Source organism: Paeniglutamicibacter sp. Y32M11 (assembly GCF_019285735.1).
Lineage (GTDB): Bacteria > Actinomycetota > Actinomycetes > Actinomycetales > Micrococcaceae > Paeniglutamicibacter.
The window spans coordinates 1227983-1251535 of sequence record NZ_CP079107.1 but is presented as its reverse complement, the minus strand read 5'-3'; the positions used below and the strand labels follow the sequence as shown (position 1 = coordinate 1251535).

The 23553-nt window shown below is 60.4% G+C and carries 27 protein-coding genes and 2 pseudogenes; 11 read left to right on the top strand and 18 right to left on the bottom strand.

Features of this window, described 5'->3' with window-relative positions:
• Positions 1-71: 71 nt before the first annotated feature.
• Entirely contained in the window at positions 72-629 is a 558-nt protein-coding gene (locus KUF55_RS05445) for a gluconokinase (protein WP_218818233.1), read from the top strand.
• Complete coding sequence (locus KUF55_RS05440; protein WP_370630957.1) at positions 626-2065, top strand: gluconate:H+ symporter; 1440 nt, start codon at positions 626-628, stop codon at positions 2063-2065. The genes KUF55_RS05445 and KUF55_RS05440 overlap by 4 nt, the downstream gene beginning before the upstream one ends.
• On the opposite strand, the gene KUF55_RS05435 is transcribed toward KUF55_RS05440, so the two are convergent.
• Entirely contained in the window at positions 1986-2573 is a 588-nt protein-coding gene (locus tag KUF55_RS05435; protein ID WP_218818232.1) for a DUF1772 domain-containing protein, read from the bottom strand. The two genes, KUF55_RS05440 and KUF55_RS05435, sit on opposite strands and share 80 nt — an antisense overlap.
• Before the next feature lie 95 nt (positions 2574-2668).
• On the bottom strand, positions 2669-3022 hold the full coding sequence (locus KUF55_RS05430) for a hypothetical protein (RefSeq protein ID WP_218818231.1): 354 nt from the start codon (positions 3020-3022) through the stop codon (positions 2669-2671).
• 819 nt (positions 3023-3841) lie between these two features.
• On the opposite strand from KUF55_RS05430, the gene KUF55_RS05425 reads away from it, so the two are divergent.
• Positions 3842-4285: a hypothetical protein gene (locus KUF55_RS05425; protein WP_255557343.1), complete on the top strand. Its 444-nt coding sequence runs from the start codon at positions 3842-3844 to the stop codon at positions 4283-4285.
• Between the two features lie 284 nt (positions 4286-4569).
• On the opposite strand, the gene KUF55_RS05420 is transcribed toward KUF55_RS05425, so the two are convergent.
• Genes KUF55_RS05420 through KUF55_RS05410 form a run of 3 tightly spaced genes read right to left on the bottom strand, consistent with a single transcriptional unit; the run spans position 4570 to position 5832 of the window.
• Positions 4570-4950: a DUF952 domain-containing protein gene (locus KUF55_RS05420; RefSeq protein ID WP_218818230.1), complete on the bottom strand. Its 381-nt coding sequence runs from the start codon at positions 4948-4950 to the stop codon at positions 4570-4572.
• 58 nt (positions 4951-5008) lie between these two features.
• A complete protein-coding gene (locus KUF55_RS05415; RefSeq protein WP_255557341.1) occupies positions 5009-5443 on the bottom strand; it encodes a low molecular weight phosphatase family protein in 435 nt (144 codons plus the stop codon).
• 2 nt (positions 5444-5445) lie between these two features.
• On the bottom strand, positions 5446-5832 hold the full coding sequence (locus KUF55_RS05410; protein ID WP_218818229.1) for a metalloregulator ArsR/SmtB family transcription factor: 387 nt from the start codon (positions 5830-5832) through the stop codon (positions 5446-5448).
• Positions 5833-5949: 117 nt separating this feature from the next.
• Between KUF55_RS05410 and arsB the strand changes: the two genes are divergently transcribed.
• Genes arsB through KUF55_RS05395 form a run of 3 tightly spaced genes read left to right on the top strand, consistent with a single transcriptional unit; the run spans position 5950 to position 9051 of the window.
• The gene (gene arsB / locus KUF55_RS05405) at positions 5950-7041 is read left to right on the top strand and encodes an ACR3 family arsenite efflux transporter (RefSeq protein ID WP_218818228.1); all 1092 of its coding nucleotides are present in this window, start codon (positions 5950-5952) and stop codon (positions 7039-7041) included.
• The gene (locus KUF55_RS05400; protein WP_218818227.1) at positions 7038-7451 is read left to right on the top strand and encodes an arsenate reductase ArsC; all 414 of its coding nucleotides are present in this window, start codon (positions 7038-7040) and stop codon (positions 7449-7451) included. The genes arsB and KUF55_RS05400 overlap by 4 nt, the downstream gene beginning before the upstream one ends.
• 46 nt (positions 7452-7497) lie before the next feature.
• Complete coding sequence (locus tag KUF55_RS05395; protein ID WP_218818226.1) at positions 7498-9051, top strand: FAD-dependent oxidoreductase; 1554 nt, start codon at positions 7498-7500, stop codon at positions 9049-9051.
• 178 nt (positions 9052-9229) lie between these two features.
• On the opposite strand, the gene KUF55_RS05390 is transcribed toward KUF55_RS05395, so the two are convergent.
• The 3 genes from KUF55_RS05390 to KUF55_RS05380 all read right to left on the bottom strand — a co-directional run bounded on the left by KUF55_RS05390 (position 9230) and on the right by KUF55_RS05380 (position 10915).
• The gene (locus KUF55_RS05390; protein WP_132361469.1) at positions 9230-9685 is read right to left on the bottom strand and encodes a hypothetical protein; all 456 of its coding nucleotides are present in this window, start codon (positions 9683-9685) and stop codon (positions 9230-9232) included.
• A gap of 4 nt (positions 9686-9689) precedes the next feature.
• On the bottom strand, positions 9690-10448 hold the full coding sequence (dapB, locus tag KUF55_RS05385; RefSeq protein WP_218818225.1) for a 4-hydroxy-tetrahydrodipicolinate reductase: 759 nt from the start codon (positions 10446-10448) through the stop codon (positions 9690-9692).
• 224 nt (positions 10449-10672) lie between these two features.
• Complete coding sequence (locus KUF55_RS05380) at positions 10673-10915, bottom strand: hypothetical protein (protein ID WP_132361473.1); 243 nt, start codon at positions 10913-10915, stop codon at positions 10673-10675.
• 271 nt (positions 10916-11186) lie between these two features.
• Here KUF55_RS05380 and KUF55_RS05375 point away from each other — a divergent pair, with 271 nt between their 5' ends.
• On the top strand, positions 11187-11489 hold the full coding sequence (locus KUF55_RS05375; protein WP_132361475.1) for a DUF4193 family protein: 303 nt from the start codon (positions 11187-11189) through the stop codon (positions 11487-11489).
• An 807-nt stretch (positions 11490-12296) separates the two neighbouring features.
• Here KUF55_RS05375 and KUF55_RS05370 read toward each other — a convergent pair.
• On the bottom strand, positions 12297-13598 hold the full coding sequence (locus KUF55_RS05370) for a hypothetical protein (RefSeq protein WP_218818224.1): 1302 nt from the start codon (positions 13596-13598) through the stop codon (positions 12297-12299).
• Positions 13599-13915: 317 nt separating this feature from the next.
• On the opposite strand from KUF55_RS05370, the pseudogene KUF55_RS05365 reads away from it, so the two are divergent.
• Positions 13916-14291, top strand: a pseudogene (locus KUF55_RS05365) (recombinase family protein); the annotation flags it as partial.
• A gap of 165 nt (positions 14292-14456) precedes the next feature.
• On the opposite strand, the gene KUF55_RS05360 reads toward KUF55_RS05365, so the two are convergent.
• Both KUF55_RS05360 and KUF55_RS05355 read right to left on the bottom strand, forming a co-directional pair.
• Positions 14457-15470 carry a TerC family protein gene (locus tag KUF55_RS05360; protein WP_218818223.1) on the bottom strand — a complete coding sequence of 338 codons (1014 nt, stop codon included), beginning with the start codon at positions 15468-15470 and terminating at the stop codon, positions 14457-14459.
• Positions 15471-15829: 359 nt separating this feature from the next.
• Positions 15830-16594 (bottom strand): AbgT family transporter, encoded by a 765-nt coding sequence (locus tag KUF55_RS05355; protein WP_218818222.1) that lies wholly within the window; start codon positions 16592-16594, stop codon positions 15830-15832.
• Between KUF55_RS05355 and KUF55_RS05350 the strand changes: the two genes are divergently transcribed.
• The gene (locus tag KUF55_RS05350; protein WP_218818709.1) at positions 16594-17037 is read left to right on the top strand and encodes a CocE/NonD family hydrolase; all 444 of its coding nucleotides are present in this window, start codon (positions 16594-16596) and stop codon (positions 17035-17037) included. The two genes, KUF55_RS05355 and KUF55_RS05350, sit on opposite strands and share 1 nt — an antisense overlap.
• A 136-nt stretch (positions 17038-17173) precedes the next feature.
• Here the strand turns inward: KUF55_RS05350 and KUF55_RS05345 are convergent, their stop codons facing one another.
• The 6 genes and pseudogenes from KUF55_RS05345 to KUF55_RS18995 form a co-directional block, all read right to left on the bottom strand.
• Positions 17174-17623 (bottom strand): molybdenum cofactor biosynthesis protein MoaE, encoded by a 450-nt coding sequence (locus tag KUF55_RS05345; protein WP_218818221.1) that lies wholly within the window; start codon positions 17621-17623, stop codon positions 17174-17176.
• On the bottom strand, positions 17610-18113 hold the full coding sequence (locus KUF55_RS05340) for a molybdenum cofactor biosynthesis protein B (RefSeq protein ID WP_218818220.1): 504 nt from the start codon (positions 18111-18113) through the stop codon (positions 17610-17612). Before KUF55_RS05340 ends, KUF55_RS05345 begins: the two co-directional genes overlap by 14 nt.
• The gene (gene moaC / locus KUF55_RS05335; protein WP_218818219.1) at positions 18110-18637 is read right to left on the bottom strand and encodes a cyclic pyranopterin monophosphate synthase MoaC; all 528 of its coding nucleotides are present in this window, start codon (positions 18635-18637) and stop codon (positions 18110-18112) included. The genes KUF55_RS05340 and moaC overlap by 4 nt, the downstream gene beginning before the upstream one ends.
• Positions 18634-19890 (bottom strand): gephyrin-like molybdotransferase Glp, encoded by a 1257-nt coding sequence (glp, locus tag KUF55_RS05330; RefSeq protein WP_218818218.1) that lies wholly within the window; start codon positions 19888-19890, stop codon positions 18634-18636. The genes moaC and glp overlap by 4 nt, the downstream gene beginning before the upstream one ends.
• Positions 19891-19953: 63 nt before the next feature.
• Positions 19954-20547 carry a dihydrofolate reductase family protein gene (locus KUF55_RS05325; protein ID WP_255557339.1) on the bottom strand — a complete coding sequence of 198 codons (594 nt, stop codon included), beginning with the start codon at positions 20545-20547 and terminating at the stop codon, positions 19954-19956.
• 445 nt (positions 20548-20992) lie between these two features.
• Positions 20993-21106, bottom strand: a pseudogene (locus KUF55_RS18995) (helix-turn-helix transcriptional regulator); the annotation flags it as partial.
• Between the two features lie 192 nt (positions 21107-21298).
• Here KUF55_RS18995 and moaA point away from each other — a divergent pair.
• Both moaA and KUF55_RS05315 read left to right on the top strand, forming a co-directional pair.
• Positions 21299-22357, top strand: a complete 1059-nt coding sequence (gene moaA, locus KUF55_RS05320) for a GTP 3',8-cyclase MoaA (RefSeq protein ID WP_218818707.1) — start codon at positions 21299-21301, stop codon at positions 22355-22357.
• Complete coding sequence (locus KUF55_RS05315) at positions 22357-22650, top strand: MoaD/ThiS family protein (protein ID WP_218818217.1); 294 nt, start codon at positions 22357-22359, stop codon at positions 22648-22650. The genes moaA and KUF55_RS05315 overlap by 1 nt, the downstream gene beginning before the upstream one ends.
• Before the next feature lie 180 nt (positions 22651-22830).
• On the opposite strand, the gene KUF55_RS05310 is transcribed toward KUF55_RS05315, so the two are convergent.
• Entirely contained in the window at positions 22831-23403 is a 573-nt protein-coding gene (locus KUF55_RS05310) for a hypothetical protein (protein ID WP_218818216.1), read from the bottom strand.
• Positions 23404-23553: the final 150 nt, after the last annotated feature.

Here is a 23553-nt window from a genome sequence, read left to right as displayed (position 1 = left end):
CGCAGGATTCACAGCGTTCGGAGGTGCAAAGCCAATCTGACAGCCGCCTGATCGAGTGCCACTATTGGCCTATGAACGAAGTAAAGACAACGACTGCCCCCGAACCTCAGGTCTTGGTTCTCATGGGCGTTTCCGGTTGCGGTAAAACGACGGTCGCAGCATTGCTGGCCGGTCGTCTGGGCTGGGAATACGAAGAGGGTGACGGACTGCATCCGGCGGAAAATGTCGCCAAGATGCACGAGGGTCACCCCTTGAATGATGAAGACCGTTGGCCGTGGCTCAACAAGGTCGCCGACTGGATTGATGAGCAGCTTGATGCCTCACGATCCGGTGTCATCACGTGTTCCTCCCTCAAGCGTTCCTACCGCGATATTCTCAATCGTCGCGGCTCCGGCGTCACCTTCGTTTACCTCGAGGGCAGCTACGAGGAAATCGCCGAACGCTTGGCCGCCAGGCAGGGGCACTTTATGCCTCCGGCTCTGCTCAAGAGCCAGTTTGCGGACCTCGAGGAGCCGGCCGCGGATGAGCCAAGCTTCACGGTGGGCATTGGCCCGGCTCCACAGGAAATTGCGCGGAACATCATTGACGAGCTGCAGCTACGCAATCTGCACCGAACGGATAAGCCATGAGCATGCTGAGCACCGGCGTTTCGGTCCTGGCCGCCTCGGCCACCGACGCCATGAATGAACCGTGGGCCGCCCACGACACCCAGGTTTTGCTGGTTGCCCTCTTTGGCATCGCCGTGGTCGTGGTGCTGATTGTGTGGGCCAAAATGCATGCCTTCTTGGCCCTGACGATCGCCGCCCTTGTGGTGGGTGTTGGCTCGGGAATTCCCCTCGGTGATCTCACCAAGTCCTATGAGACGGGCGTGGGTGGAGTATTGGGGCACGTTGGTGTCTTGATTGCCCTCGGCGCCATGTTGGGCAAGCTGCTGGGTGACTCCGGTGGAGCCGACAAGATTGTTGATACGCTCTTGCGCGGCTCCAAGGCCTCCCTGCCGTGGAAGATGGCTTTAATCGCCGCCATCATTGGTATTCCGATGTTCTTCGAGGTGGGTCTGGTCCTGTTGGTGCCAGTGGTCATGTTGGCGGTCCAACGCACAAAGCTTCCGGCCATGCAATTGGCCATCCCCGCGCTCGCCGGACTTTCGGTCCTGCACGGTTTTGTTCCCCCGCACCCGGGACCGGTGGCGGCGGTGGGTATCTTAAATGCCGATCTTGGTGTCACCTTGGCGCTCGGTCTGGTTGTTGCCATTCCGACCGTGATCATTTGTGGTCCGCTCTTTGCTCGTCTTGCCGCTCGGTGGGTGCCCATCGGACCGGCCGGCGCCGGACTGGCCTTCCTGACCGAGGGATCGGCCAAGACCGGTGCCTCGGTGACCGGTGCCGATGCCAAGCGCACTCCGTCCTTCGGCTGGACCCTGGCCACGGTCTTGTCCCCGGTGTTCCTGATGTTGTTGCACTCGGCTGCCAATATGTGGATCAATGCCGACACCATGGCCTTCAAGGTCCTGAACATCATCGGTGACCCGGTCATCGCCCTGCTGCTTGCCGTCCTGCTGGCGATGATTACCTTCGGTACCGCCGTAGGATTCACCGCCTCGGCGCTGAGCAAGAAGATTGGTGACAGCCTGCTGCCCGTCGTGGGAGTCATGCTGATCGTGGGAGCCGGTGGCGGATTCAAGCAAGTGCTGGTTGATGGCGGCACCAGCGTGGCCATTGGCAAGATTGCCGTGGCACTGAGCCTCTCGGCCTTGATCATGGGCTGGATTATTGCCGTGCTGATCCGTGTCGCCACGGGTTCTGCCACCGTTGCCACGGTGACGGCTGCCGGCATCGTCGCTCCGCTGGCCGCGGGACTTCCCCCGGCTCAATTGGCCCTGGTGGTCTTGTCCGTCGGTGCGGGTTCGGTGTTCTTCTCGCACGTGAATGATGCCGGGTTCTGGTTGGTCAAGGAGTACTTCGGTATGACCGTCTGGGAGACCATCAAGACCTGGTCCGTGATGGAAACACTAATTTCCGTGGTGGGTCTGGGCATGGTGCTGTTGCTTTCGATCTTCGTCTAGCCACGTGTGACGCGGTGCTGAGCTGCCCATAGATCACCAGGAAATAGCTCAGCACCGCGGCCGAAACCACCGCGCAGATCCAGCGGGCGTGATTCAGCCGGCCCCACGACACGGCAAATGATGTCCAAGTATCAGCATCGGAGTCGCTTTCGCGGGTCCTGGCCAGCTGGTTGTTCAACGGGACATTGCCCAGCACCGTGATACCGAAGGCAGCAATTCCCAAAGCAGCACCAATAAGGCGAGCCATGGCCGCCGGGACCCAGTTCCCGGCGGCCATTTCCGTGACCAGCAGTGCCACGGAGCCGAGCATGGAACCAAAGAAGATGCTCATGAAGGGCCAGCGCACGGCGACTTCATTAATCCGCCGCATCGCTGTCACGGCTTCTCGGGGCGGTATCTTCTCTAGTGCTGGCATCACGAGTGCCGAGAAGGAAAAATACACTCCCCCGGCGATGGCCGTGCAGGCTGCGGTGATGATGGTCAGGGTAATGAGCAAGACTTCGTTCATGGCCGTGAACCTCCAGAGATTTCGTCGCTCGTCGCGGATAGTGCCACGAAGCGTGATGCGGTCATGACGTCCTTCTACTGTCGTTCAATAAGACGTTAAGCCGCTGGCCAACAAGAATCCATCATTGGCCCTCTAGCGAACAGATCCGCGTCGTCCATCGTGTTGTAAAGCGCGGGTGTCACGCGGATAACGTCCCCACGTTCCACGCCGCCGCGGCGGACGGTGAAGACACCCCACTCATCACTGAGGTACTTGGTGATGGCCGTGGACTGTGCGGAGGTGGTGTTTCCATCGGCATCACCGGGGTCGAGTTGGTTGTATCCGCCAATAATCGCCCTCAGAACCTCGCTGGCACCTCGAGTCACGGCGATCTCAACAACCGAGCAGCCCAGCTCGGTGGCGATCCGCTCGCGCACCGCCGCTACCTCGTTGCCGAAATCGCGGCGCATGAACCAAGAAATTCTCTTCCTGGATCCACGCGGTCTCCTTGGTGTAAGCGGTCCGCACGTTGCTCGGGTTAGCTCCAACGTAGCCGTTTTCGAAGTTGACCGTCGCATCGGTCATTTTGTAGTGATTGGCCACTTGCTTCCAGCATTTCTCATCGCCAGCGATCGTCTCCGCCGAACCTTTCGGGGCGGTCGGCAGCTTCCCGCCCGCCAGAATAGTCGAAGCAGCGGATGCTGATGGTCTGTCCACCGGCTCGGCCAGGGCGCTGGCGCCTACCCCGGCCGAGCCGGTGAGCATTCGTCTGTGATCAAAATCCATGGGGAACTCTCCTTGAGTCGAGACCGCTAGCTCGGCGGCGAGCCAGCGGTACCCCATCTTTTCCGACTTAAGTGGCCCAATTCTGGCTGGTCCACTTCCGTGAAGCAAACACATGGCCAACGACTGACTACTGTTCCTCGCGCTTCTCAATTGCCTTGTGGCCAAAGCTGCCGCGCGCCGGTGGAACAGTTGGCGTGCAGCACTGACCGTCCCGGGGCCCGACTGACTAAGAAAGCCACTGGCACTGCGGTGCAACGTTTCTTCATGGTCGCTAGCCGATCTCCCCTGCCGCATCCTCATCGCATAACTCCTACCCAGGGATGATAAAGCGAAATCTTAGATCCGTCCTGACTCCGATGCCGCGCGATGGCTCGCATTCCTAATATCTATATATGAGCTTAAAAAAACTTGTTGTCGCCCCCTTACTTCTCCTACCTTTCACCTTGATGCTCGCCGGTTGCGATCTCAACGCTGCCGTGTCCGATAGTTTGGACACGTCCACGGTGAGGACCGCTGCAACCACCGAAGAAGCGGTGGCAGACGGACTGCTTCCTCGGTGGGTTCCGGCCGGCGGAACCGAGGTGAAATTGGTACAGCGCAATACCGGAGCCGAACGCATCTTCGTCGTGGACTACGACAAAAAACTCAGCTCAAATCAATGCATCTCTTTGAAGGCCGTTGGAAAGCCCACCAAGGATGAGTTAGCCAAGGCGTACGCCTTTGATGACCGCGTCAAGAATTTCGCACCGGAGGACTTATCCGACACCCCGACGCTGGAAGCCGAGTGGTGGTCACAGGGCGCAGAACTGAAGACCACGGAGCTGTGCGGACGCTTCTGGGTTCATCAGGAAAACGGTAAACTCTACGCCTTCGCGCCGGATGCAAACGCGACGGTGAACGGCATCAAGGAAGAACGTGCTGCCAAAGAAAAAGAAAAGAAAGGCTAGCAGGCAGGATCCCCGGGAAACTCGGTTTCCTCCTGGTCCTCACACTCGGAAGCCTGACCGCGGCATCCAGCACCTAGGTGAAATTTGATCCAGAGTTATCCAGCTCTTGGGTGGTGGTTGTGTGCAGGTCCTACAGGCGGATTACGACAGGCAACCGAATCGGCGAAGAAAGTCTCTCATCGTTTCGCTACAGTTCGTCTCGCTTCCTTGGCTGTGGCACACCCGTCCACAGCCCGAAGAGTTCAAAAGAGCCGCTGTTGCCAGCGGCCCGAGATGCGGAGCGTTTACGAAGTACTTGCGCTAATTGCGTCCAGGCCAGGAGAACGAAGCAGCGATCCGTCCATGGTTGCCCCAAAGGTGGTGTGGACCCACGCGGTGTGCAGTTCGGAATACAGGTGCGGGAAATCCTCCCCGTCACCGCCATCCTCGTATCGGATCTGGACACCAGCGGCGGCGATCGCTGTCTCATCCAGCTGAAGCACAACCAGATCACCCGGGTAGTCGGCGTAGATGTACGAGGCCACGCGTGGAAGCTGATGCGGTTCCGAGCAGTAAATGAAACCCACCTCGGCCACCGTGGCGCCTCGGGTTGATAACCGATAAACGCCGGTGGTTTGGGCTTCTTGCCAGATACCCATTTCCGTCAGGTGCAGGATCGTTGTCATGGACCCAGCATAGGTTCCTGGCCACACAGTGAGGCGTAGCCTCGCGCAGCTCGGAGATTTAGGCCGAGGTCAGCAGACGCTTCTTGAGCTCTTTCACCCGGGCATGAATGTCGTCGCGAACCAGTTCCATGCGTTCGCGCCCCTCGATGCCACGGGTACTCGGTTCGTCGGTTTCCCACACTTCGATCCTCACGCCGTCCACCGGCGGAACCTTCGCTTCGGAGCCCAGCACCACCACCAGCCCGGCCGCACGCATATTTTCCTCGGTCAAGATCTTGGGTACCTCGGAACTGATGTCAACACCCAGATCGGCCAAAACCTCTGAGGACAGAGCGTTGACCGCATGCCCGGGTTTGGTGCCCGCCGAGGTCACGGTGATGTCATGGCCCGCTTCAAGTTTCATCAACCCGGCGGCCATCTGAGACTTTCCGCCGTTCTTCACACAGACAAAAAGAACCGAAGGGGATGGCGCAGCTGTTGATGAATTCTTCACGATTAGTCCTTCGGAATCAGGGTGGCAGCCAAGGAGCTCAGGGCGCCGGGTACTAGGGAGTAGTAGGCCCAGACGCCACGCTTTTCACGGTTGAGCAGTCCTGCCTCGACCATGATCTTCAGGTGGTGAGAGACGGTGGGCTGACCAAGGTTGAGTGGCTCGGCGAGATCGCAGACACAGGTCTCGGCGTTTTCACTGGAGGAGACGATGGAAAGAATGCGCAGTCGGTTGGGATCCGCCAGCGCCTTGAAACGTAGGGCAAGCGCCTCGGCCTCGGTGGCAAGCAGGGTTTCCTTTCCCTGAGCCGGAACACAGCAGGCCGGTTCCGTTTCGCGCACGGAAAGCTCGAGCCCGGTCGCCCTAATTTGTGTGGCACCTTGTGTCGGCATGAAATCGCCCTCGCTTTCTTTGCACCGTCGACGAGAGATTGACAATCGTCGATATATGCAACCATACTCTAAACATCGATGTTCGTCGATATCTAGTTTTTCGGAGTAAAAGTTCTCATGACATCTACCGCTGCACCCAACGACGCGGGGCACATTACCGCCAAGTTATCGACGCTTGACCGATATCTTGCCGTGTGGATTTTGGCCGCCATGGCCCTAGGATTGGGCCTTGGTCGCATCATCCCGGGGTTGGGCCACGCCCTTGAATCGATCAAGGTGGCAGGTGTTTCACTCCCCATCGCGCTCGGGTTGCTCGTGATGATGTACCCGGTACTCGCCAAGGTTCGTTACAGCGAAACCTCGCGCGTTATTGGTGATAAGAAGCTCATGATCACTTCCCTGGTAATCAACTGGGTGCTGGCACCGGCCTTTATGTTTGCCCTCGCCTGGCTCTTCCTGCCGGACCTCCCCGAATACCGCACCGGGTTGATCATCGTCGGTTTGGCCCGCTGTATCGCGATGGTATTGATCTGGAATGATCTCGCCTGCGGTGACCGGGAAGCGGCAGCAGTCTTGGTAGCCATCAACTCCGTCTTCCAGGTCTTCGCCTTCGGCGTGCTGGGCTGGTTCTATCTTCAGGTCCTGCCCACCTGGTTGGGACTACCGACCACCAGCGCCGAATTCTCTATCTGGGCCATCACGCTATCGGTACTGGTGTTCCTGGGCATCCCGCTGGTCGCAGGATTCCTCACCCGCACCCTGGGCGAAAAGGCCAAGGGACGCCAATGGTACGAGGGCACGTTCCTGCCCAAGATCGGCCCCTGGGCACTCTACGGCCTACTCTTCACCATCGTGATTCTCTTTGCCCTCCAGGGCAATACCATCATTTCCAAGCCGCTGGACGTTGTGCGCATCGCACTGCCGCTACTGGTCTACTTCGCGGTGGTCTTTGGGGCATCCATGCTTATTGGACGTTCTCTGGGCATGGAATACGAACGCACCACCACCCTGGCCTTCACCGCTGCCGGCAACAACTTTGAATTGGCCATTGCGGTAGCCATCGCTACCTTCGGGGTCACCAGCGGCCAGGCATTGGCAGGAGTCGTGGGCCCGCTGATCGAGGTCCCGGTTCTTGTTGCCCTGGTATATGTCGCCCTCTGGTCCCGCAAATTCTTCACCACTCACACCACCAAGAAGGTCAGCGCATGAGCACTTCCAAGCCCTCCGTCCTGTTCGTCTGTGTCCACAACGCCGGACGCTCCCAGATGGCCGCAGCATTCCTCACCAATCTCTCCGCCGGACAAGTTGAGGTCCGCTCCGCAGGCTCCGCCCCGGCGGATAGCGTGAACCCTGCCGCAGTGGAAGCGATGAAGGAAGTCGGCATTGACATGTCGGCCGAGACACCCAAGATCCTCACGGTTGAAGCGGTCAAGGAATCCGACGTGGTCATCACCATGGGCTGCGGAGACACCTGCCCGATCTTCCCGGGTAAACGCTACGAAGACTGGCAGCTCGATGACCCGGCAGGACAAGGCGTGGAGTCGGTACGTCCGATCCGCGATGAGATCCGTCGCCGCATCGAGACCCTAATCTCAGAGCTGTTCCCGGCCACGGTCTAATACCAACGCCTCGCTTCATCCCCCCTCCCCCTCCAGGAGAAACCTCATGACCCAGCAGTACCCCGTTGTAGTAATCGGAGCCGGTCCCATCGGACTGGCGGCCGCCGCCCACCTGATCGAACGTGGACAAGCGGTCCGAGTTCTCGAAGCTGGCGCCGGTGCCGGGGCAGCGATCCAGGACTGGGGACACATCAGGCTGTTCTCCACCTGGCGTTACAACATTGACGCGGCATCGCGCCGCCTGCTGGAAACCCCGAGCGAGAACTACGCGGGAGACTGGAAGGCACCGCGAGAAACGCGGTTGCCCTTCGGCAACGAGATGGTAGACGAGTACCTTGCGCCCCTGGCCGCTCACCCGCTCTTGGCTCCGCACATCAGCTATGGCCACCGCGTCACGACCGTGACTCGCCTTCAAGAAGATGGCAAAAGTGTTGATAAGACGCGCAGCGCAGGCCGCGAAGAATCACTCTTCTTGGTACGCACCAGCACCTCAACCGGCACCGACGACATCTTGGCTCGCGCCGTCATTGATGCCTCGGGCACCTGGAGCACCCAGAACCCCGTGGGCCGCTCGGGCATCAGCGCCATCGGTGAAGAAGCGGCACGTGCCGCGGGTGTCATCACGTCCCCTCTGCCCGATCCCCTAGGGGCCGACAAAGAAACCTTTAGCGGCAAGAAAATCTTGGTTCTTGGTGCCGGGCACTCGGCAGCCAACACATTGATCAGCCTCGGTAGGCTGCGCCAGCAGAACCCCGACACCACGATTCTGTGGGGTCTGCGTGGGGCAGCAAATCCGATCAAGCTCTATGGCGGTGGTGCTGCCGACGAGCTGCCGGCCCGCGGACAATTGGGGACTTCCCTGCGTCGTTTTGTCGAAAATGGCGACATCACCATCGTGGAGAATCTGGCCGTCACCTCCGTGGAGATCGGTGATTCTGCCACGGTGAAAGTGGCTGACGGTCGTACCTTTGTCGTTGATCTTCTGGTTCCGGCCACCGGGTTCCGCCCGGATCTGGCCATGCTCTCCGAGCTGCGACTGGACCTCGATGAGATCGTTGAGGCCGCGCGCGAGCTCGGCCCGTTGATCGATCCCGAGTTCCATAGTTGCGGCACGGTCTCCGCACACGGTGAACGAATTCTCTCCCACCCGGAGAAGAACTTCTACATTGTGGGGATGAAGAGCTACGGCCGAGCCCCGACGTTCCTGATGGCCACCGGATACGAGCAGGTTCGTTCCATAGCCGCAGCTCTGGCCGGCGACCGTACTGCGGCCGATCTGGTGGAACTTGAGCTTCCGGAAACTGGCGTTTGCTCCACCGATCTTGGCGGTTCCTGCGACGCACCGGCAAGCAGTTGTGCCACCCCCGAGCCCTCGGCCGAGCTAGCTGATGAGGCCTGTAGCCCACCGCGACTGGTGTCGGTCGGCTTCGCCACCGGAACACTGCACGGCAATACGGAGCTTCACACCAAGAGCACTGCCGCGACCGTCACCGCGGAGGACGGTGGTTGCTGCGGTTCTACCGCGCCGGTGCTCGAACCGGCCGTTGTTGCCGATTCGTGCTGCGGTTCGCAATCGGTCAACGTCGGCCGAGCCGAGTAAATTTTCTTCGTCAGAACTGAGTGAAAACGGAGACTTCTTCTTCGTTGGGCCAAATGACCCTCACACGCGGTTCGAGCACATTCAAGAACCACGTCAGCACCAACAAAGAAGGGTTCCAGCTGCCAATTCATTTCTGAACCGGCGGCAGGAACCCTTTTCTTGTATTTATGCCTTATAGCTAGGCGGCTGCCTTGGCACTTGCAAGGTAGAAGCCAATGGCGGTGCGCATGGCGTCACGTGCTCGGCGGCGATCACCCGAAGCGTCATAGGCCAGGGCGAGACGGTGCCACGATTTCCATGACTCGGGGTTGGCCTCAACCTCTTCCTTGTACTGGACAAAGTCCTCATCGGCACTGGCCTTGATGATGCGTCCGGCCGGGGTGCGCGGAAGATTATCCTCTGGCAAGAGTCCCTCGGAAGCCAAGATCGAAGCCATTTTCTGCGTACGAGTACCGAAGAGCACCTCCCGGATCAGGATCCAGACACCCAACAACGGAACAACCAACGCGGCAACGCCAATGGCCTTGGCTAGGGGTTCATCGGCCATGATGAACTGCATCGCGGAGGAGAGCGCCACCACCAGGTACAGGACAAAAAGCAGCAGGATGGCGCCGACCCAAATTTTGGTTTTCATCTGTTTAGCGTCCCAACTCGAGGTAGCCATCAAGGCCGTAGGTCAGCCCCGGGCGTGAGGCGACGGTGCGCAGGCCCAGCAATACGCCGGGCATAAATGAAGCGCGGTCATAGGAATCGTGGCGCAGCGTGAGCTGTTCGCCGGCCCCGCCGAGCAGGACCTCCTGATGTGCCACCAGGCCACGCAGGCGGACCGAGTGCACGTGCACTCCATCAACTACAGCGCCGCGGGCACCGTCCAGCTGGGTCTCGGTGGCGTCGGGGCTGGCAGCCAGACCGGCTGACGCCCGCTCGGCGGCAATGAGCTCCGCGGTGCGTACCGCGGTACCCGAGGGTGCATCAACCTTGTTGGGGTGGTGCAGTTCGATGATTTCCACCGATTCGAAGTAGCGTGCGGCGGTGGCGGCGAAGGCCGAGGCCAATACCGAGCCAAGCGCAAAGTTCGGGGCGATGAGTACACCGGTTTCGGGGTGCTCGGCGAGCAGGGCGCTCAGCGCTGCGCGCTTGGCATCGTCCCAGCCGGTGGTGCCGATGACTGCATGCAGCCCGTGGCTAACGGCGAAACGCACGTTCTGCTCGGTGCTGGCCGGGACACTGAGGTCCACCACGTGTGTGGCGCCCGCTTCCAGAATGGCTTCGAGCTTGTCTCCGCGACCTAAGGCGGCAACCAGCTCCATGTCCGCAGCGGCCGTAACGGCCTTAACGGCCTCGGCTCCCATTCGTCCGGATGCGCCGAGGACGGCGACTTTCAGTGGTGCACTCATGACTTCTAGAGTATCGGGAAATTGGGGTGCGCTTCACGTCGATGACATCCAAAGCGGGAATCTGCGCGGTGGGGTTGCTAACAGTGCTCGGATTATTTCCTATCCGGGACCCAGTGGCGCAGATCATGGTCCCAGGCGCGGCATCTAAAGACAGAAATCTCGTCGTGCCCCACAATCCGGGCAGCAAAAAGGGCCGCCGATGATGTGGCGACCCTTCAGTGATACTAGCTGGCGTCTACGACGTTCCAGCTGCGGTCCTCGCGGTTCCAAGTCACCGAGGCATCGCGCAGCTTACGCAGGGCCTTCAGAACGTCGCGGTTGATGGCTGGGTGACCGTTTTCGTTGGTGTAGACCCATTCGTCGCCGAACGCCTCAGCGATGCGTGGCACCACGGCTTCCTGGTGAACGGTTTTTTCAGCGTGGATCGTATCGAGGATCCACTGGGCAATTTCTGGTGCATTGGTCATCTACTTAGGGTACTGGTGCGCGGGACTCAGCGCACACCACGCCCCCATGGCGCATTGTTCACAGCGGTATCACCATCGGATCGGCAGTGGCCTGTTTGGCTGTAAAAGCGGAGCAACTCGCAGGGGTGATGTTCAAACCGAGCAACTCCATGCGCAAAAGGTGTCACCGAGCGGTTATGTAAACAGCCGCAAGAGGTCATCAATTGGTCAAGGCACTCCCCCGGACCTACAATTTCGGCAGTAAATAGCTCCACAAGAAAGTAGGACCATCATGGCTCAGGATTACGACGAAGTACGCCCCGATGTTGCCGAAGCATCCGAGCGCGTCCTCAAGGACGTCCAGAAAATAGAGGCCCCGAACGCCAAGAGCGTCCAAGCAGACCTCGAAGAGACTGATCTTTCCGAGGGCCAGGAGTTGCCCGGCGCCATCGTTCTGGACGAGTTGGTCGTCGAAGTGATTCCGCAAGGCGCCGATGAGTTCGTGTGCTCGGAATGCTTCAGCGTTAGGCACCGCAGTCAGGCCGCTAAGGTGCTGGGTGGCGTGATTATTTGCCGTGAATGCAACGAGCTGTAGACCAACGTTGCTTGCCCGGTGAGTTTCTGACCGTTAGCTCGGCGGATTTCGTGAAACCGAGGTTGCGTTCGTAGCGGAGCTCGGCCAGTTTCCTTATGGCTGTCGAAATAGCAGTGAAGTTCGCGCTCCAGCTGGAACTTTAGGCCAGCGGGCTCTGGAGTTCCAGATATACCGATTCCGCCATCACAGCATGCGTGAAAACGGGCAAAAATCTCGGGACAAAACATCGCGAGTTGATCCCAGCTGGCTGAGCGCCCAACTAACATGTTGGGCGCTGCGCATTCACTGCACCCGCGACTCAAGGACTGTGGACATTTCGAGTCGCGGACACGTCCGGGACCAGACCAATCGACGCCCCACGCGCTTTACTTTGCGTTTGTCCCACAACTGATCGCTTGCGAGACACTCCAAATCCGCTTAGCACAACCGCGGATTCCCGTGTCTCGTTCATGTGGTTTTGACGATAAATCTCGCATTCTTGACAGCGACAAAAACCGCAGGAATTGCGGGTCCGCTGTCCCAGAATAGGATGGGCCGCAAACGGCGCAAACGTGACCGAAACTCGTCTCATAATTCCGCGTGTGTTGCTTCAAACCACCGACCGTTGGCTGGCGTGATGCGCCCCCAGACTCAAAACCCTTTTAAGGGAATGTCATTGCCCCAGAGAAGGTCGCAAACAAAGCGATAGACGATCCACAAGATCTTCGTTCGCGCCGCCAGCGACAGTCTCGACCGCAAGATCGAGGCCACCATGGCACGGAAAACTACCCAGCACCACCGGGGGCTACACCTTAACCCGCCGGGAAACTAGTTCTTCCAGCGGACAACAACGTCGCTTGAGTCGGCTTCGGGGTCCTGGGCATCGCTCGTGGGCCAACTCATGTAGTCCCCGGAGCAATAGTCCATGCCCCCTTCCCACGAAGCCGACACCACCGACAGGTCCTTGGAATCGCGGTCGTACACGTAGCGTTTGGTGGCGAGATCTTCGGATCCACCGTAATAAGTCCACGAAATCCGGGGACCGCATTGGGTTAGCCACGAAATCTCAGCGCCTTCGGGATGTTGGAACCCCTCTGTTTGGCGGGTGCTAGGGTCAACGAGGTAAATGTTTTTGCCATATTCGACCGCGAACCCACGCTCATCGGCGCCCCATAACCGCATCCCATAATCCTCGGTGGAGTCCTCTGCCTCGCGGAGGATTGCCTCCCGCTTTCCTCCCGGCGCGTAGGTACTGATCGTTCCCGTGTACCCCTTTTTGCTGTTGTCCGAAACATCGACCGCGGCCAGTACCCTGTCTTCCCACACATTCACATACATGAGATTTTTCGGCACTTTCTCATCGGTAAGGGCCGGTTCGAATTCGTCCCGCACGGTGCCGGGGTCTTCAAGGTCCACGGAGTACAGTTTCTCTTCATAAAAGTCATCCTCCGGGTTAGAGCGTTGGAAGGTCCAATAGACCCTGCCGTCGGCCAATACTGGAGAGCTGAGCATCGTGTGTTCAAAGACGTCGTTGAGACCCTTTTTCCATGAACGCGTTGCCAGCACCCGGACCTCGGTGCTCCCGGGAGAGACGCTGAGGATTTTCCATCCCCTGCTCGAGGCATTCTCGGAATGGATTTCGCTCCAAATAATCCCCGAATCGGTAACCGTCATACCCTCAACTTTTTGCGGCAGATAATCCTTCTTTGACGTTCCCGCGACGGTGAACGGCTCAAGGACCCCCGAAACGTAGCGCCCGAGGCGCTGAGATTCCGGATCGATGCCATATTCGGTTTGCGCCCGTTCCTGCTCCTGATCCGATAAGCGAGGTCCGTAGAGTCCCACCAGCGTTCCGGAGGAGTCCACCGCCTCGGCGTAGAACGCCGTTTTCGAGTTCACGAGGCCACGCGTCGAGGATTCTTCGGTGAAGTCCTCGTCTTTGGTTGCCACCCGCGCATGCTCGATACCTTGGACATGGGCGGTGACCTTGGTGCCGTCAGCCCACACCAGGGGTACGGGCACCGGTACCGGGGACGCCTCTACACTCGGGGACTGTTCGGCATTCGGTGCCGGTGTTGGGGAGGCATCTACGGTCAGGGACTGCACCGCATTCGGAGGGGACAGAGGCATGCAAGCGGTCAGCCCAAGAGATAACACGGTGCCGGCAACTCCAAGAGCCAAGGTGGCCCGGGTCCGCGACGCGCGCTGGATGCTACGCCGTGGATTCGAAGAAGGATTAATGATGAGTCCCTATCAGGTTTATCAAGCATGTGGACTGGTTTTCGAATAATCCTAGTTCATAGTCTGAGGGATGCCGGAGTGGTCCGCGGCCATGCGCCGTATCTGGATCGTTTCTTCTCAGGAGGTGTTTTCTGAGTCGAATATTCTGGCGGCGGCTGATGCATGCCCGTTGAGCGAGCTAGCGTTCCGTCGAACAGGATCTCGCGCTGGACGCGGTGCAGAAGCGGGACCTGGTCGCCGAGGCCACCTCCGGCAGCCGGATGGCGATCCAACGGCCCGGAATGAAGAAGGTGCTTAAGTCTGCCGAGGCCGGGGACACCGTGGTGCTCTAGCGGGCCGACCGGTCAGATGATGCTGACCTACTACGTCTCCCTTCCGGAGTACGAGCGAGAACTGATTGCTGAGCTAGTCAACGCCGTATCGCAGCGGCTGGCCAATCCGGGACCCGTTTTGGCCAGCCGCTCTCCGACGCGGCGGTGATCGCGGATAAACTCGCGATCGCGAAGGGCGCCCGCGCCAAGGCGGCGCACAGCCGAGAACGCGGCACGACTGGTCGGGTGGATCCGCGCGACGCTCTACCGCGACCTTGGCCAAAACGCCGGATCCATCCAGAGCCAGCGATCCCCCGATGTGCCACTGGAGAGGACGCGACTTCTGAACGGCATTTTCCCGTTGAAATCGCCCCCTGCGAGAACCCGCCTACTCCTTAGGCGGTTGCAGAGATTTCGGCGCGCTAGCTCATGTGGATTAGTGCTTCGAAGCGGGGAAATCGCTCGGCGTGTTTACGTCCGGTGGCGTTTGGCTGCCACGAGTCTTCAGCAGGCTCGCGACCGTGGCCACGGCAACCGTCGCTCCAATGAACAGCAGGGAGAACGAGATCGGGATCTCGGGGACCCACAAGAGAGGCTGCCCGCCGTTGATGAAGGCGAGTTCATTGACGTGCAAAGCGTGGAAGACGAGTTTGACGCCAATGAAGGCCAGGATGACCGCGAGGCCTTGTGACAGGTAGACCAATCGCTCCAACAGGCCACCAATGAGGAAGTACAACTGACGCAGCCCCATCAGGGCGAAGACATTCGCTGTAAAGACGATGTAAGCCTCGCTGGTGAGCCCGTAGATGGCGGGGATGGAGTCGACAGCGAAGATTAAGTCGACAAAACCAATAGCGATGATGGTCAGCAGCAGCGGGGTGATGAAGCACTTGCCACCCAGCTTCACGACGAGCTTGTCCGCGTGATATTCATCAGTCACCGAGAAGCGGTGGCGCACCCACCGCATCATCCGCCCATTGGCGGGATCTACCTCGTGGTTTGAGAACGCTTGCTTGTAGGCCAGGAAGAGCAGCAGTGCGCCAAAGATGTAGAAGCTCCAGGAGAGGTTCTCAATCAGAGTCGCTCCGAGCGCAATGAAGATGCCACGCAAGACCAGCGCAATGATGATGCCCACCATCAGCACCTTTTGCTGGTAGATCCTCGGTACGGCAAACGCACTCATGACCAGCAGGAAGACAAAGAGATTGTCGATCGACAGTGCCTTTTCGGTGAGGTACCCGGCGAAGTATTCGCTTCCATACGTCCATCCAGAAAACACACCGATACCGACGCCGAACAGCATGGCAAGGCTGATGTAGAAGACCGACCAGCGGGCGGACTCACCGATGGACGGTTCGTGCGGTTTACGCACGTGGGCAAAGAACTCGTAAATGAAGAAAGCGATCGTCACAGCGATGGTGATGATCCAGATCAGGGGTGATACCTGCATGTGGGTACTCCTCAGGGTTTGGCGTGGTTGCGACGCCAAGGTCTCCTCCGCTCTGATCACCTCAGAACCGGCGGCCCGGAATGCACCAGTGCAAACGTATTGACGGACCGACCGCGGACGGGAGTACTCCCCTTGATGAAAAAACCCTATCGCACCCAGAACCGACGGCTGATCCCGAGAACGACAATCTCAGAACCTACACACCGTCTTCAGAGGATTTGTTCAGACTATGCCGCCGCAACAGATCCCTCGGCTACCACCGCTATTTCCCCAGCAGTTCAGACCCCAACGACGTGGCGCCGGGCTCAACGAGATCGTGAGCCCGGCGCCAGATTGCACTCGGTCAGTTTCCTCCTGCGCTACCGCACGGGGGCACCGGGGCCGAGCGGAATACCCAAGGCCCACCATGCGAGGAACAATCCAAGCCACACGACGAACATGATCAGCGCACACGGCAACGTGAAGGAAATGAGCGTGCCAATGCCAGCCTTCTTGTTCAACGTCTGAAGGTAACCCACACAAAGAACGAAGCTGGTACTCATCGGCGTGATCGAATTGGTGCATGAATCGGCAATGCGATACAGCGCCATCGTGGTGGCAGGATTTGTCCCGAGCAGCATCATCATCGGGATAATAACCGGCGCCACCAACGCCCACAACGCTTGGCCGGAGGTGATCAACAAGTTCAGGATCGCAATGCACACCACAACAATCAGGAACAACGCCACGCTACCGATGCCCAGGCCTTGAATGGCATCGGAGCCCACCACCGCCACCACGGTGCTGATCTTCGTGAACTTGAACAACGCCAAGAATTGGGAGACGGCAAAAAACAGGACGATCAGTGGCGCAATCGAACGAACACCATCGGCCATGAATCGAGGGATATCGGAGGCGGATTCAAGCTGTTGCGACCCGGCGGCGAAGGCCGTGCCCAGAACCAAAAAGAACATCGACAAGAAGAACGCGATGCCGTCCAGGAACGGCGATTCCAAGAATTCCCCGCCCTCGCCACGCAACGGTGATCCCGAAGGGATGATGGCCGCGGCCAACAACGCGAGGAAGACCATCGCCGAGATGCCGCTAGCACGCAGCCCACGGCGTTCCTGCTGGTCCGTGAGCACTGCGCCCTCTGCAGGAGCAAGTCAGTATCGCGGGCGAAGTAAGCGTCGAGATCTACTTATCGTCCTCGGCCAAGGACACTGACCTGACCATCAAGCTGATCGACGAGTATCCGCCCAGCGTTGACTTCCCCCAGGGCTTCGCCATGAATCTCACGGAAGGAATTCGGCGGGTGCGTTACCGCAATTCCTACACCGAACCCGAACTCATGGAGCCGCATCAGGTATATCGCGTCACGGTCACGGCACCTGCCACCGCAAATCTCTTTGCCGCGGGCCACCGCATCCGCCTCGATGTTTCATCAAGCAATTTTCCGCGCTTTGATGTGAACTCTAATACCGGCGGCACGATTGCGACCGACAGGATTAAGATCGTGGCCGAAAATACGATTCATATGTCCACCGATCATCCGACATCGCTGTCCCTGCAGGTTTTACCCGGCTAGAGCGCACTGGTTCCTGGGCGCCAGTCCGTGGTGAGGAGATGACTCGCCGATCGGTGCGGATTTTCGACGACCACGAGTCAGCGGTCAGGGCCCCAGGAGGCGTTGCCTCCTGGGGCCATGGACGGGAAGAAAATTGTTAGGCGCTACCCACCCACTGAACCTCGCCGTCGGCGAAGAACTGTTCCTTCCAGACCGGAACGTGGGCCTTGACGGTTTCCACCAGATCGCGGCAGGCATCAAATGCTGCTCCGCGGTGGGCGGAGGCAGCGGCTGCCACCAGTGCTGCATCGCCGATGTGCAGCTCCCCCACCCGGTGTGAGGCCCAGAGCCGGGTCCCGGGATGGCGCGCTGCAACCTCGGTGACCAGCTCCAGCATACGAGCCGGCGCGCTGGGGTGGGCACTGTAGTTTAGCTGGGTGACGGCACGGCCGCCGTCGTGGTTGCGCACGATGCCACCGAAGGTGACCACGGCGCCGGTGTGATCCGATTCCACGGCATCCCAGGCAACATCCACGGCCAGCGGCGTTTCACTGATCCCGGCAAACACTACTTCCCCGGGTCCAGCTGGCTGGTTAGTGGTGGGCATGGCGGCCCTCGAGCTGATCACAGATGTGCTCCAGAATCGGTGTGAGCACCGTCAGTCCGTCCATGACTCCGGAGGGCGAGCCCGGCAGGTTCACGATGAAGGTGTCCCCGGCGATTCCGGCATGACCGCGGCTCAGCGCTGCCAGCGGCGTCTTTTCCCGGCCGGTGGCGCGCAGCGCCTCCATGATGCCGGGCACCAAACGATCCAGCAGCGGTTCGGTTTCTTCCGGGGTGGTGTCATCGGGGGTCAGCCCGGTGCCGCCGGAGGTGATGATGACCCGTGGGTGTGCCAGCAGCAGACCCTGCAGCGCCGCTCCGACGGAGGGACCGTCGGGAACCACGATGGCGGGGATGACATCAAAGTTTTGTTCCTGAAGCCAGTCGGCGATCACCGGGGCGCTGGCATCCTCATAGATGCCTAGTGCGGCACGGGTGGACGAGATCAGGATGGCTGCCTTACGAGGGGCACCCAGGGGTTCGCAGGCACTCATGCGCGCAGTTCTCCTTCGGGGTTGGGACGTAGTTCTGGGGTGATATCCCACGAGCCGGATTTTCCGCCGGACTTGGCGAGCACACGCATGTCGGTAATCACCGCATGCTTATCAACGGCCTTGATCATGTCATAGAGGGCCAAGGCCGCGGTGCTCACGGCGGTCAGTGCTTCCATCTCCACGCCCGTCACCCCGCGGGTCTTGACCGTGGCGATGATCCGCACGCTATCGGTGGACGACAGATCGAAGTCGATGACCACCTTGGAAATCGGCAAGGGATGGCACAGCGGGATCAGTTCGGAGGTTTTTTTGGCCCCCATGATCCCGGCAATGCGGGCCACGGCGAGCGCATCTCCCTTGGGCATTCCTTGGGTGGCGATCAAGGCCAGGACCTCGGGGGTGGTTTTGAGACTGGCTTCGGCTGTGGCTTCGCGGCTGGTCTCGGCCTTGGTGCTGACATCCACCATGTGGGCGCTGCCGTCGGAGCGCACGTGGGATAGCGAGGGGGTGGGTTCCTGGGTCATGAGCCGTCTCCAATGATCAGTGCCTGCACGTCGCTTCCCGCGGGCAGGGCGGTGGTGTCTTCGTTGATGAGGATGAACGAGTTGCTGGCGGCCAGGGCGGCGAGCAGGTGCGAGGAGGCCCCTCCCAGCGGGGTGAAGGTGCCATTGTCATAGGTGCCGCGGCGTACCTGTAGCTTGCCGGGCATGGAGGTCACGTCTTCGGTGAGGCGTGCCGTCAGTTGCTGGCGCTCGGGCAGCGAGAGGATCTCGGCGAGCGCGGGGCGCAGGAACATCTCGTAACTGACGTAGGCGCTGACCGGGTTGCCGGGGAAGGCAATGAATGCCACCGGTGTGTGCCCGGGCAACCCCAGGGTCCCGGCTCCCTGCGGCCCTCCCGGTTGCATGGCCACCGAGCCGAATTCGATGCCGTGGTTGATGAGCACTTCCTTGACCACGTCGAAGGCTCCTTGGGAGATCCCCCCGCTGCTGAGCACCAATGAGTAGGCGCGCTCGCCGGCTTCCAAGGCGTGGCCGAGGGACGTCACGAAGCTTTCGGGGGAATCGTCAAGGACCCCGACGGTGCTCACGGCGCATCCTGCGGCTTCCAAGGCGGTGGCCAGCAGGGTGGTGTTGGCGTCGTGGATCTGTCCGGGGGCAAGTTCTCCGCCCGGTGCCACCAGTTCGTCCCCGGTGGATAGCAGCAGCACCTCCGGGCGCCTCAGCACCGTCACCTCGCCGATCCCCAGTCCCGCGAGCAGCCCCAGAGATGTGGGTCCCAGCAGCGTGCCGGCGCCAAGCACCGGGTCCCCGGCCGCGATGTCGCTACCGATGGTGCGGATGTAGCTGCTGGCCTCGGCCATGGCCGGCAGTCGGACATGGAAGCCGGAGGTAGTCTCGGCCGCGCTGGGGAACGTGTTGGGGTTCGCGGCCTCGATGGGGATTACGGTGTTGGCTCCGGTCGGGACTGGGGCACCGGTCATGATCGGTGCCGCGGTGCCGGGTTCCAGGGTCGGCGCCCCAACGCCTGCGGCGATGGGTGCCACCACGCGCAGCGGCTCGGACCCGAGGTCCGCGGTGTTCACCGCGTACCCGTCCATCTGCGAGTTGTCCCAGGGCGGCAGTGAACGCGGGGCCGTCAACGGGACGGCCAGTATCCGGCCCACGGCACGGTCCAGAACAAGGGTCTCGGTGCCCGGGTTCTTGAAGGCCGTTACGACAATGTCCTTGATGCCAGCCCGGTGTTCGGCGACACTGCGGCGGAAGGGAGAGGTCATAGCATCCATCCTAGGGCTCAACCGGCAACGGATACCCATTGGTGGCAGTGCTGCGACGAGGGGCTAGGCCTCGCTGGCCGGGGTTTGCTTCAGGCAGCGGTAGCGCACTTGCATGACCCCCGTGTCAAAGCTTCGTGGTGGTTCCACCAGCTCGAAGGCGCTGGCTTCCACCCCGTTGGGGAAGAGCTTCTTCCCTGTGCCGAGCACCACTGGATACACCCACAGATTCAGCCGGTCCACCAGCCTCGCGGTGAAGAGCGACTGCAACAGGTCCGCACTCCCCCAGGTGTGGATCTGCCGGTGTGCGGCCAGTAGTCCCGGGAGTGCTGCGGCGGCATCCACGAGTTGGGTGGTGTTCTCCCACGTGTGTTCCGGGGTGCCTCGGGAAGCCAGGTACTTGGGCACCGCGTCGAAGGCCACCCCGATGTCGTCCGTTTTCCCCGGCCAATAGCTGGCAAAGAGCTCATAGGTGATCCGTCCCAGCAATAGGGCATCGGATTGCTGCACATCGGCAATGATCCGTGCACCGGCCTCGGCCGTCCGATAGGGAACTTCCCATCCCGGGAATTCAAATCCCTCGTCCTGGTCGCTGGGACCGCCGTTGGCCTGGATCACCCCGTCCATCGTGATGTTCATGTTCACGTGCAGCTCACCCATGATGCGCTTCTTCCCTCACATTGGAACCGTCGGCGAGGAATGCGCCGGCCGTTTGATGCAGCAAGTGTAGGCTTCATGCCGAACTCAGGAAACGGTTATCCCGGCAGTTCCAACTAATACCGGGAGTGTCGATGTCACCACACTGACGCTGCGGGCTGGCCGCGCACGTCGCTCAACCATGTCTCGGGCCGCCCGGAGGAGTTCGTGCCGCGTCAGCATGGCGGACTCGCTCGAGGTTTTCATCGCCGGCCACGCGATCGTGAACGCGGGAGACCTCGCTGGAGTCAGCCCTCAGGTTCTCCCCCGGGAGTATCGTTTCGATCGGATCCAATCTCTGATGTGCGCTACCGACAAGAGCGTCGGGACCGCACAAGGGTGGGATCCCGATGGTCTCGCCGCCAACTGTGCCCATAACCGGGTGATGCTTCCGTCGAGGTCATGGGTATCAGCTGCTCTGCGCGCCATCGCCTCTGGGGTCAAAGAGCTCATCGATTCTGCACCCGAAAACCTCGGCCAAGCGGAAGGCCAGCGGCAAGGACGGGTCGAACCGGCCGCGCTCCGTGCGACCCGCGCGGCCTGATTTCCACAATATTGGAATGACCGCCACCGACGTGCGCTTCCTCGGCCCCAACGAAATGTGTCGGTGTCCGCCAAGAGCCAAGCCATACAAGCGGCAATGCCCAGCAAGGTGGACTACCCTCAATATATGGCGACGAACACTGATACACCACGGAACACCGTCAGCCTGCCCATGCCCACCATCCTGACACCGGCACCCGCAGACTCCCCCGGACTCAGCGACACCTTTGGCCGGCAGGCCACCGACCTGCGCATCTCGCTGATCGATAAGTGCAATCTGCGCTGCACCTACTGCATGCCCGCCGACGGGCTCGCCTGGCTACCTAAATCCAAACTGTTGACGCTTGAGGAAATCACCCGGATCGTCCGCATCGGCGTCCGTGATCTGGGAGTGCGCGAACTGCGCCTCACCGGCGGGGAACCGCTGGTCCGCGTGGATCTGGCCCAAATCATTGCAGGCGTCCGCGCCGAACACCCCGAGCTACCCATCTCCCTGACCACCAACGGGGTGGGCTTGGCCAAAAAGGCTGCAGCGCTCGCCGAGGCCGGACTGACTCGTATCAATGTTTCCCTCGATACCCTGCACGCTGAGACCTTTGCCAAGCTCACCCGACGTGACCACATCGATTCGGTGTTCGCCGGCATCGATGCGGCGTTGGCCGCGGGTCTCACCCCGGTGAAGATCAATGCGGTGTTGATGCGCGGAATTAATGACGAGCAGGCTCCCGAGTTGCTCGCCTGGGCGTTGGAGCGCGGTCTGGAATTGCGCTTCATTGAACAGATGCCGTTGGATGCTGACCACACGTGGCGCAAGAACAACATGGTCACCGCCGCGGACCTGCGTGCCTACCTGGAAACTCGTTTCCGTCTCTCCACCGATACCAAGCCGCGTGACGGTGCACCCGCCGAGCGTTTCTTGGTGGCCGCCAACGAAGAACCGGAAAAAATCCTTGGTTCGGTAGGCATCATCGCCTCGGTGTCCGAACCGTTCTGTGCCGATTGCAAACGCACTCGCATCACCGCCGAAGGCAAGGTGATGAGTTGCCTCTTCTCCCGGACGGAGACAGATCTCTTGGCCCTGCTGCGCGACGGCTCGGATGATCACGCCATCTCCGAACGCTGGCGGGCGGCCATGTGGGCCAAGCCCCGCGCCCACGGCATGGACCACACCGGGCTGGGTTCAAAGGACTTTGTACAATCGGACCGCTCCATGAGCGCCATCGGAGGATAATGCTGATTCGATACTTCGCCGCGGCCGCCCAGGCCGCCGGCACCAGCGAGGAACGTCTAAACATCGGTGAGGGCACAACCACCACTCTCGGCGACGTCTTGGCAATCCTCACCGCCCGCGAACCAGCCGCACCCCCGATCTCCGATGGACCGCTGCTGCGCAAGGCCACGAGCCTGGGCACCGTCTTAACCCGGTGCAGTTTTCTGGTCAATGGCACCAGCGAACAGAATCATGCTCGTGCGTTGGGATCGGAAGACATTCTGGACGTCTTGCCACCCTTCGCCGGCGGCTAACGGCTGCGGAAGGAACAACAAAAACGTTTGTTGGACCTCAAAGGCGTCAGCGCGGCACATGATCTCTCGCCTCACCGCTAGCTCACGCCTCTGCGCCGCGGCCGGTGAAACCCTTTATTCCGTCGGCCCTCTATCTTGCCCGAGAAGTATTGATGTACTTGGGCAAGAGGGACGTTGGTGTCATCCCTCTAGGTCGTAGACCATGGCGGGGTCTAGTCCGAGAATGCGATCGCGCATTTCGATCTTCAGGACCTCGAGGTGGGCGAGCTCCGCGGCGCTTTTGCCGGGCTTCGCGGTGAGTTCGATGAACTCGTCAGCGACGATGTTCTCATCACGAAGTACGCAGGTGACAGTTACCTCCCCCGCACTCACTTCGAACACGTAACGAGCCAAGGTATTGCCCCGTTCGGGCCGGGCAAGCTCCGGGAGCACCTCAAAGCGCTCGCCCGTGACAGCGCGAGTCACGAGCTCAAACGTATCCCGGGCACCGGGTCCGGAGAACGGGGTGCGCACGCGAATCTCGCGGCGCTCAACACGGCCACCAGCGGTTCGGGCCGCGAGTTCAGGAAGTGCCCGCCCGAGTGCCGCAAAGGCGTGCGATACCCCGCCCGGGTAGCCCGGCCCGTGATAGCTCATGCAGTCAGCAAAGGTGAAGTTCAGCTGAACCCCGTCCTCCCACACCTGAAGTGCTCGCTCGGGGTTCGGGATCGGGGTGGGCGCGGGGCGTTCGGTTGCTGCTAGGTTCTTCGTCATTTTCGATCTCGATCTCAGGGGTGCGGGAGTGATTTAGGGCGACAAAATAGGTCGTTTGGCCCCCGGTGCGGGATAGATGTTGCGCCCTTGCCATGGTCTATAACAACCAGTAGAACCATATCAATGGCAGGTTAGGTAAACCTAACTAAT

Coding starts and splice junctions, on each gene's coding strand:
- KUF55_RS05445 (WP_218818233.1), top strand. CDS start 72: ATGAACGAAGTAAAGACAACGACTGCCCCCGAACCTCAGGTCTTGGTT.
- KUF55_RS05440 (WP_370630957.1), top strand. CDS start 626: ATGAGCATGCTGAGCACCGGCGTTTCGGTCCTGGCCGCCTCGGCCACC.
- KUF55_RS05435 (WP_218818232.1), bottom strand. CDS start 2,573: ATGAACGAAGTCTTGCTCATTACCCTGACCATCATCACCGCAGCCTGC.
- KUF55_RS05430 (WP_218818231.1), bottom strand. CDS start 3,022: ATGCGCCGCGATTTCGGCAACGAGGTAGCGGCGGTGCGCGAGCGGATC.
- KUF55_RS05420 (WP_218818230.1), bottom strand. CDS start 4,950: ATGACAACGATCCTGCACCTGACGGAAATGGGTATCTGGCAAGAAGCC.
- KUF55_RS05410 (WP_218818229.1), bottom strand. CDS start 5,832: ATGCCGACACAAGGTGCCACACAAATTAGGGCGACCGGGCTCGAGCTT.
- arsB (WP_218818228.1), top strand. CDS start 5,950: ATGACATCTACCGCTGCACCCAACGACGCGGGGCACATTACCGCCAAG.
- KUF55_RS05400 (WP_218818227.1), top strand. CDS start 7,038: ATGAGCACTTCCAAGCCCTCCGTCCTGTTCGTCTGTGTCCACAACGCC.
- KUF55_RS05395 (WP_218818226.1), top strand. CDS start 7,498: ATGACCCAGCAGTACCCCGTTGTAGTAATCGGAGCCGGTCCCATCGGA.
- KUF55_RS05390 (WP_132361469.1), bottom strand. CDS start 9,685: ATGAAAACCAAAATTTGGGTCGGCGCCATCCTGCTGCTTTTTGTCCTG.
- dapB (WP_218818225.1), bottom strand. CDS start 10,448: ATGAGTGCACCACTGAAAGTCGCCGTCCTCGGCGCATCCGGACGAATG.
- KUF55_RS05380 (WP_132361473.1), bottom strand. CDS start 10,915: ATGACCAATGCACCAGAAATTGCCCAGTGGATCCTCGATACGATCCAC.
- KUF55_RS05375 (WP_132361475.1), top strand. CDS start 11,187: ATGGCTCAGGATTACGACGAAGTACGCCCCGATGTTGCCGAAGCATCC.
- KUF55_RS05370 (WP_218818224.1), bottom strand. CDS start 13,598: ATGCCTCTGTCCCCTCCGAATGCGGTGCAGTCCCTGACCGTAGATGCC.
- KUF55_RS05360 (WP_218818223.1), bottom strand. CDS start 15,470: ATGCAGGTATCACCCCTGATCTGGATCATCACCATCGCTGTGACGATC.
- KUF55_RS05345 (WP_218818221.1), bottom strand. CDS start 17,623: ATGCCCACCACTAACCAGCCAGCTGGACCCGGGGAAGTAGTGTTTGCC.
- KUF55_RS05340 (WP_218818220.1), bottom strand. CDS start 18,113: ATGAGTGCCTGCGAACCCCTGGGTGCCCCTCGTAAGGCAGCCATCCTG.
- moaC (WP_218818219.1), bottom strand. CDS start 18,637: ATGACCCAGGAACCCACCCCCTCGCTATCCCACGTGCGCTCCGACGGC.
- glp (WP_218818218.1), bottom strand. CDS start 19,890: ATGACCTCTCCCTTCCGCCGCAGTGTCGCCGAACACCGGGCTGGCATC.
- KUF55_RS05325 (WP_255557339.1), bottom strand. CDS start 20,547: ATGGGTGAGCTGCACGTGAACATGAACATCACGATGGACGGGGTGATC.
- moaA (WP_218818707.1), top strand. CDS start 21,299: ATGCCCACCATCCTGACACCGGCACCCGCAGACTCCCCCGGACTCAGC.
- KUF55_RS05315 (WP_218818217.1), top strand. CDS start 22,357: ATGCTGATTCGATACTTCGCCGCGGCCGCCCAGGCCGCCGGCACCAGC.
- KUF55_RS05310 (WP_218818216.1), bottom strand. CDS start 23,403: ATGACGAAGAACCTAGCAGCAACCGAACGCCCCGCGCCCACCCCGATC.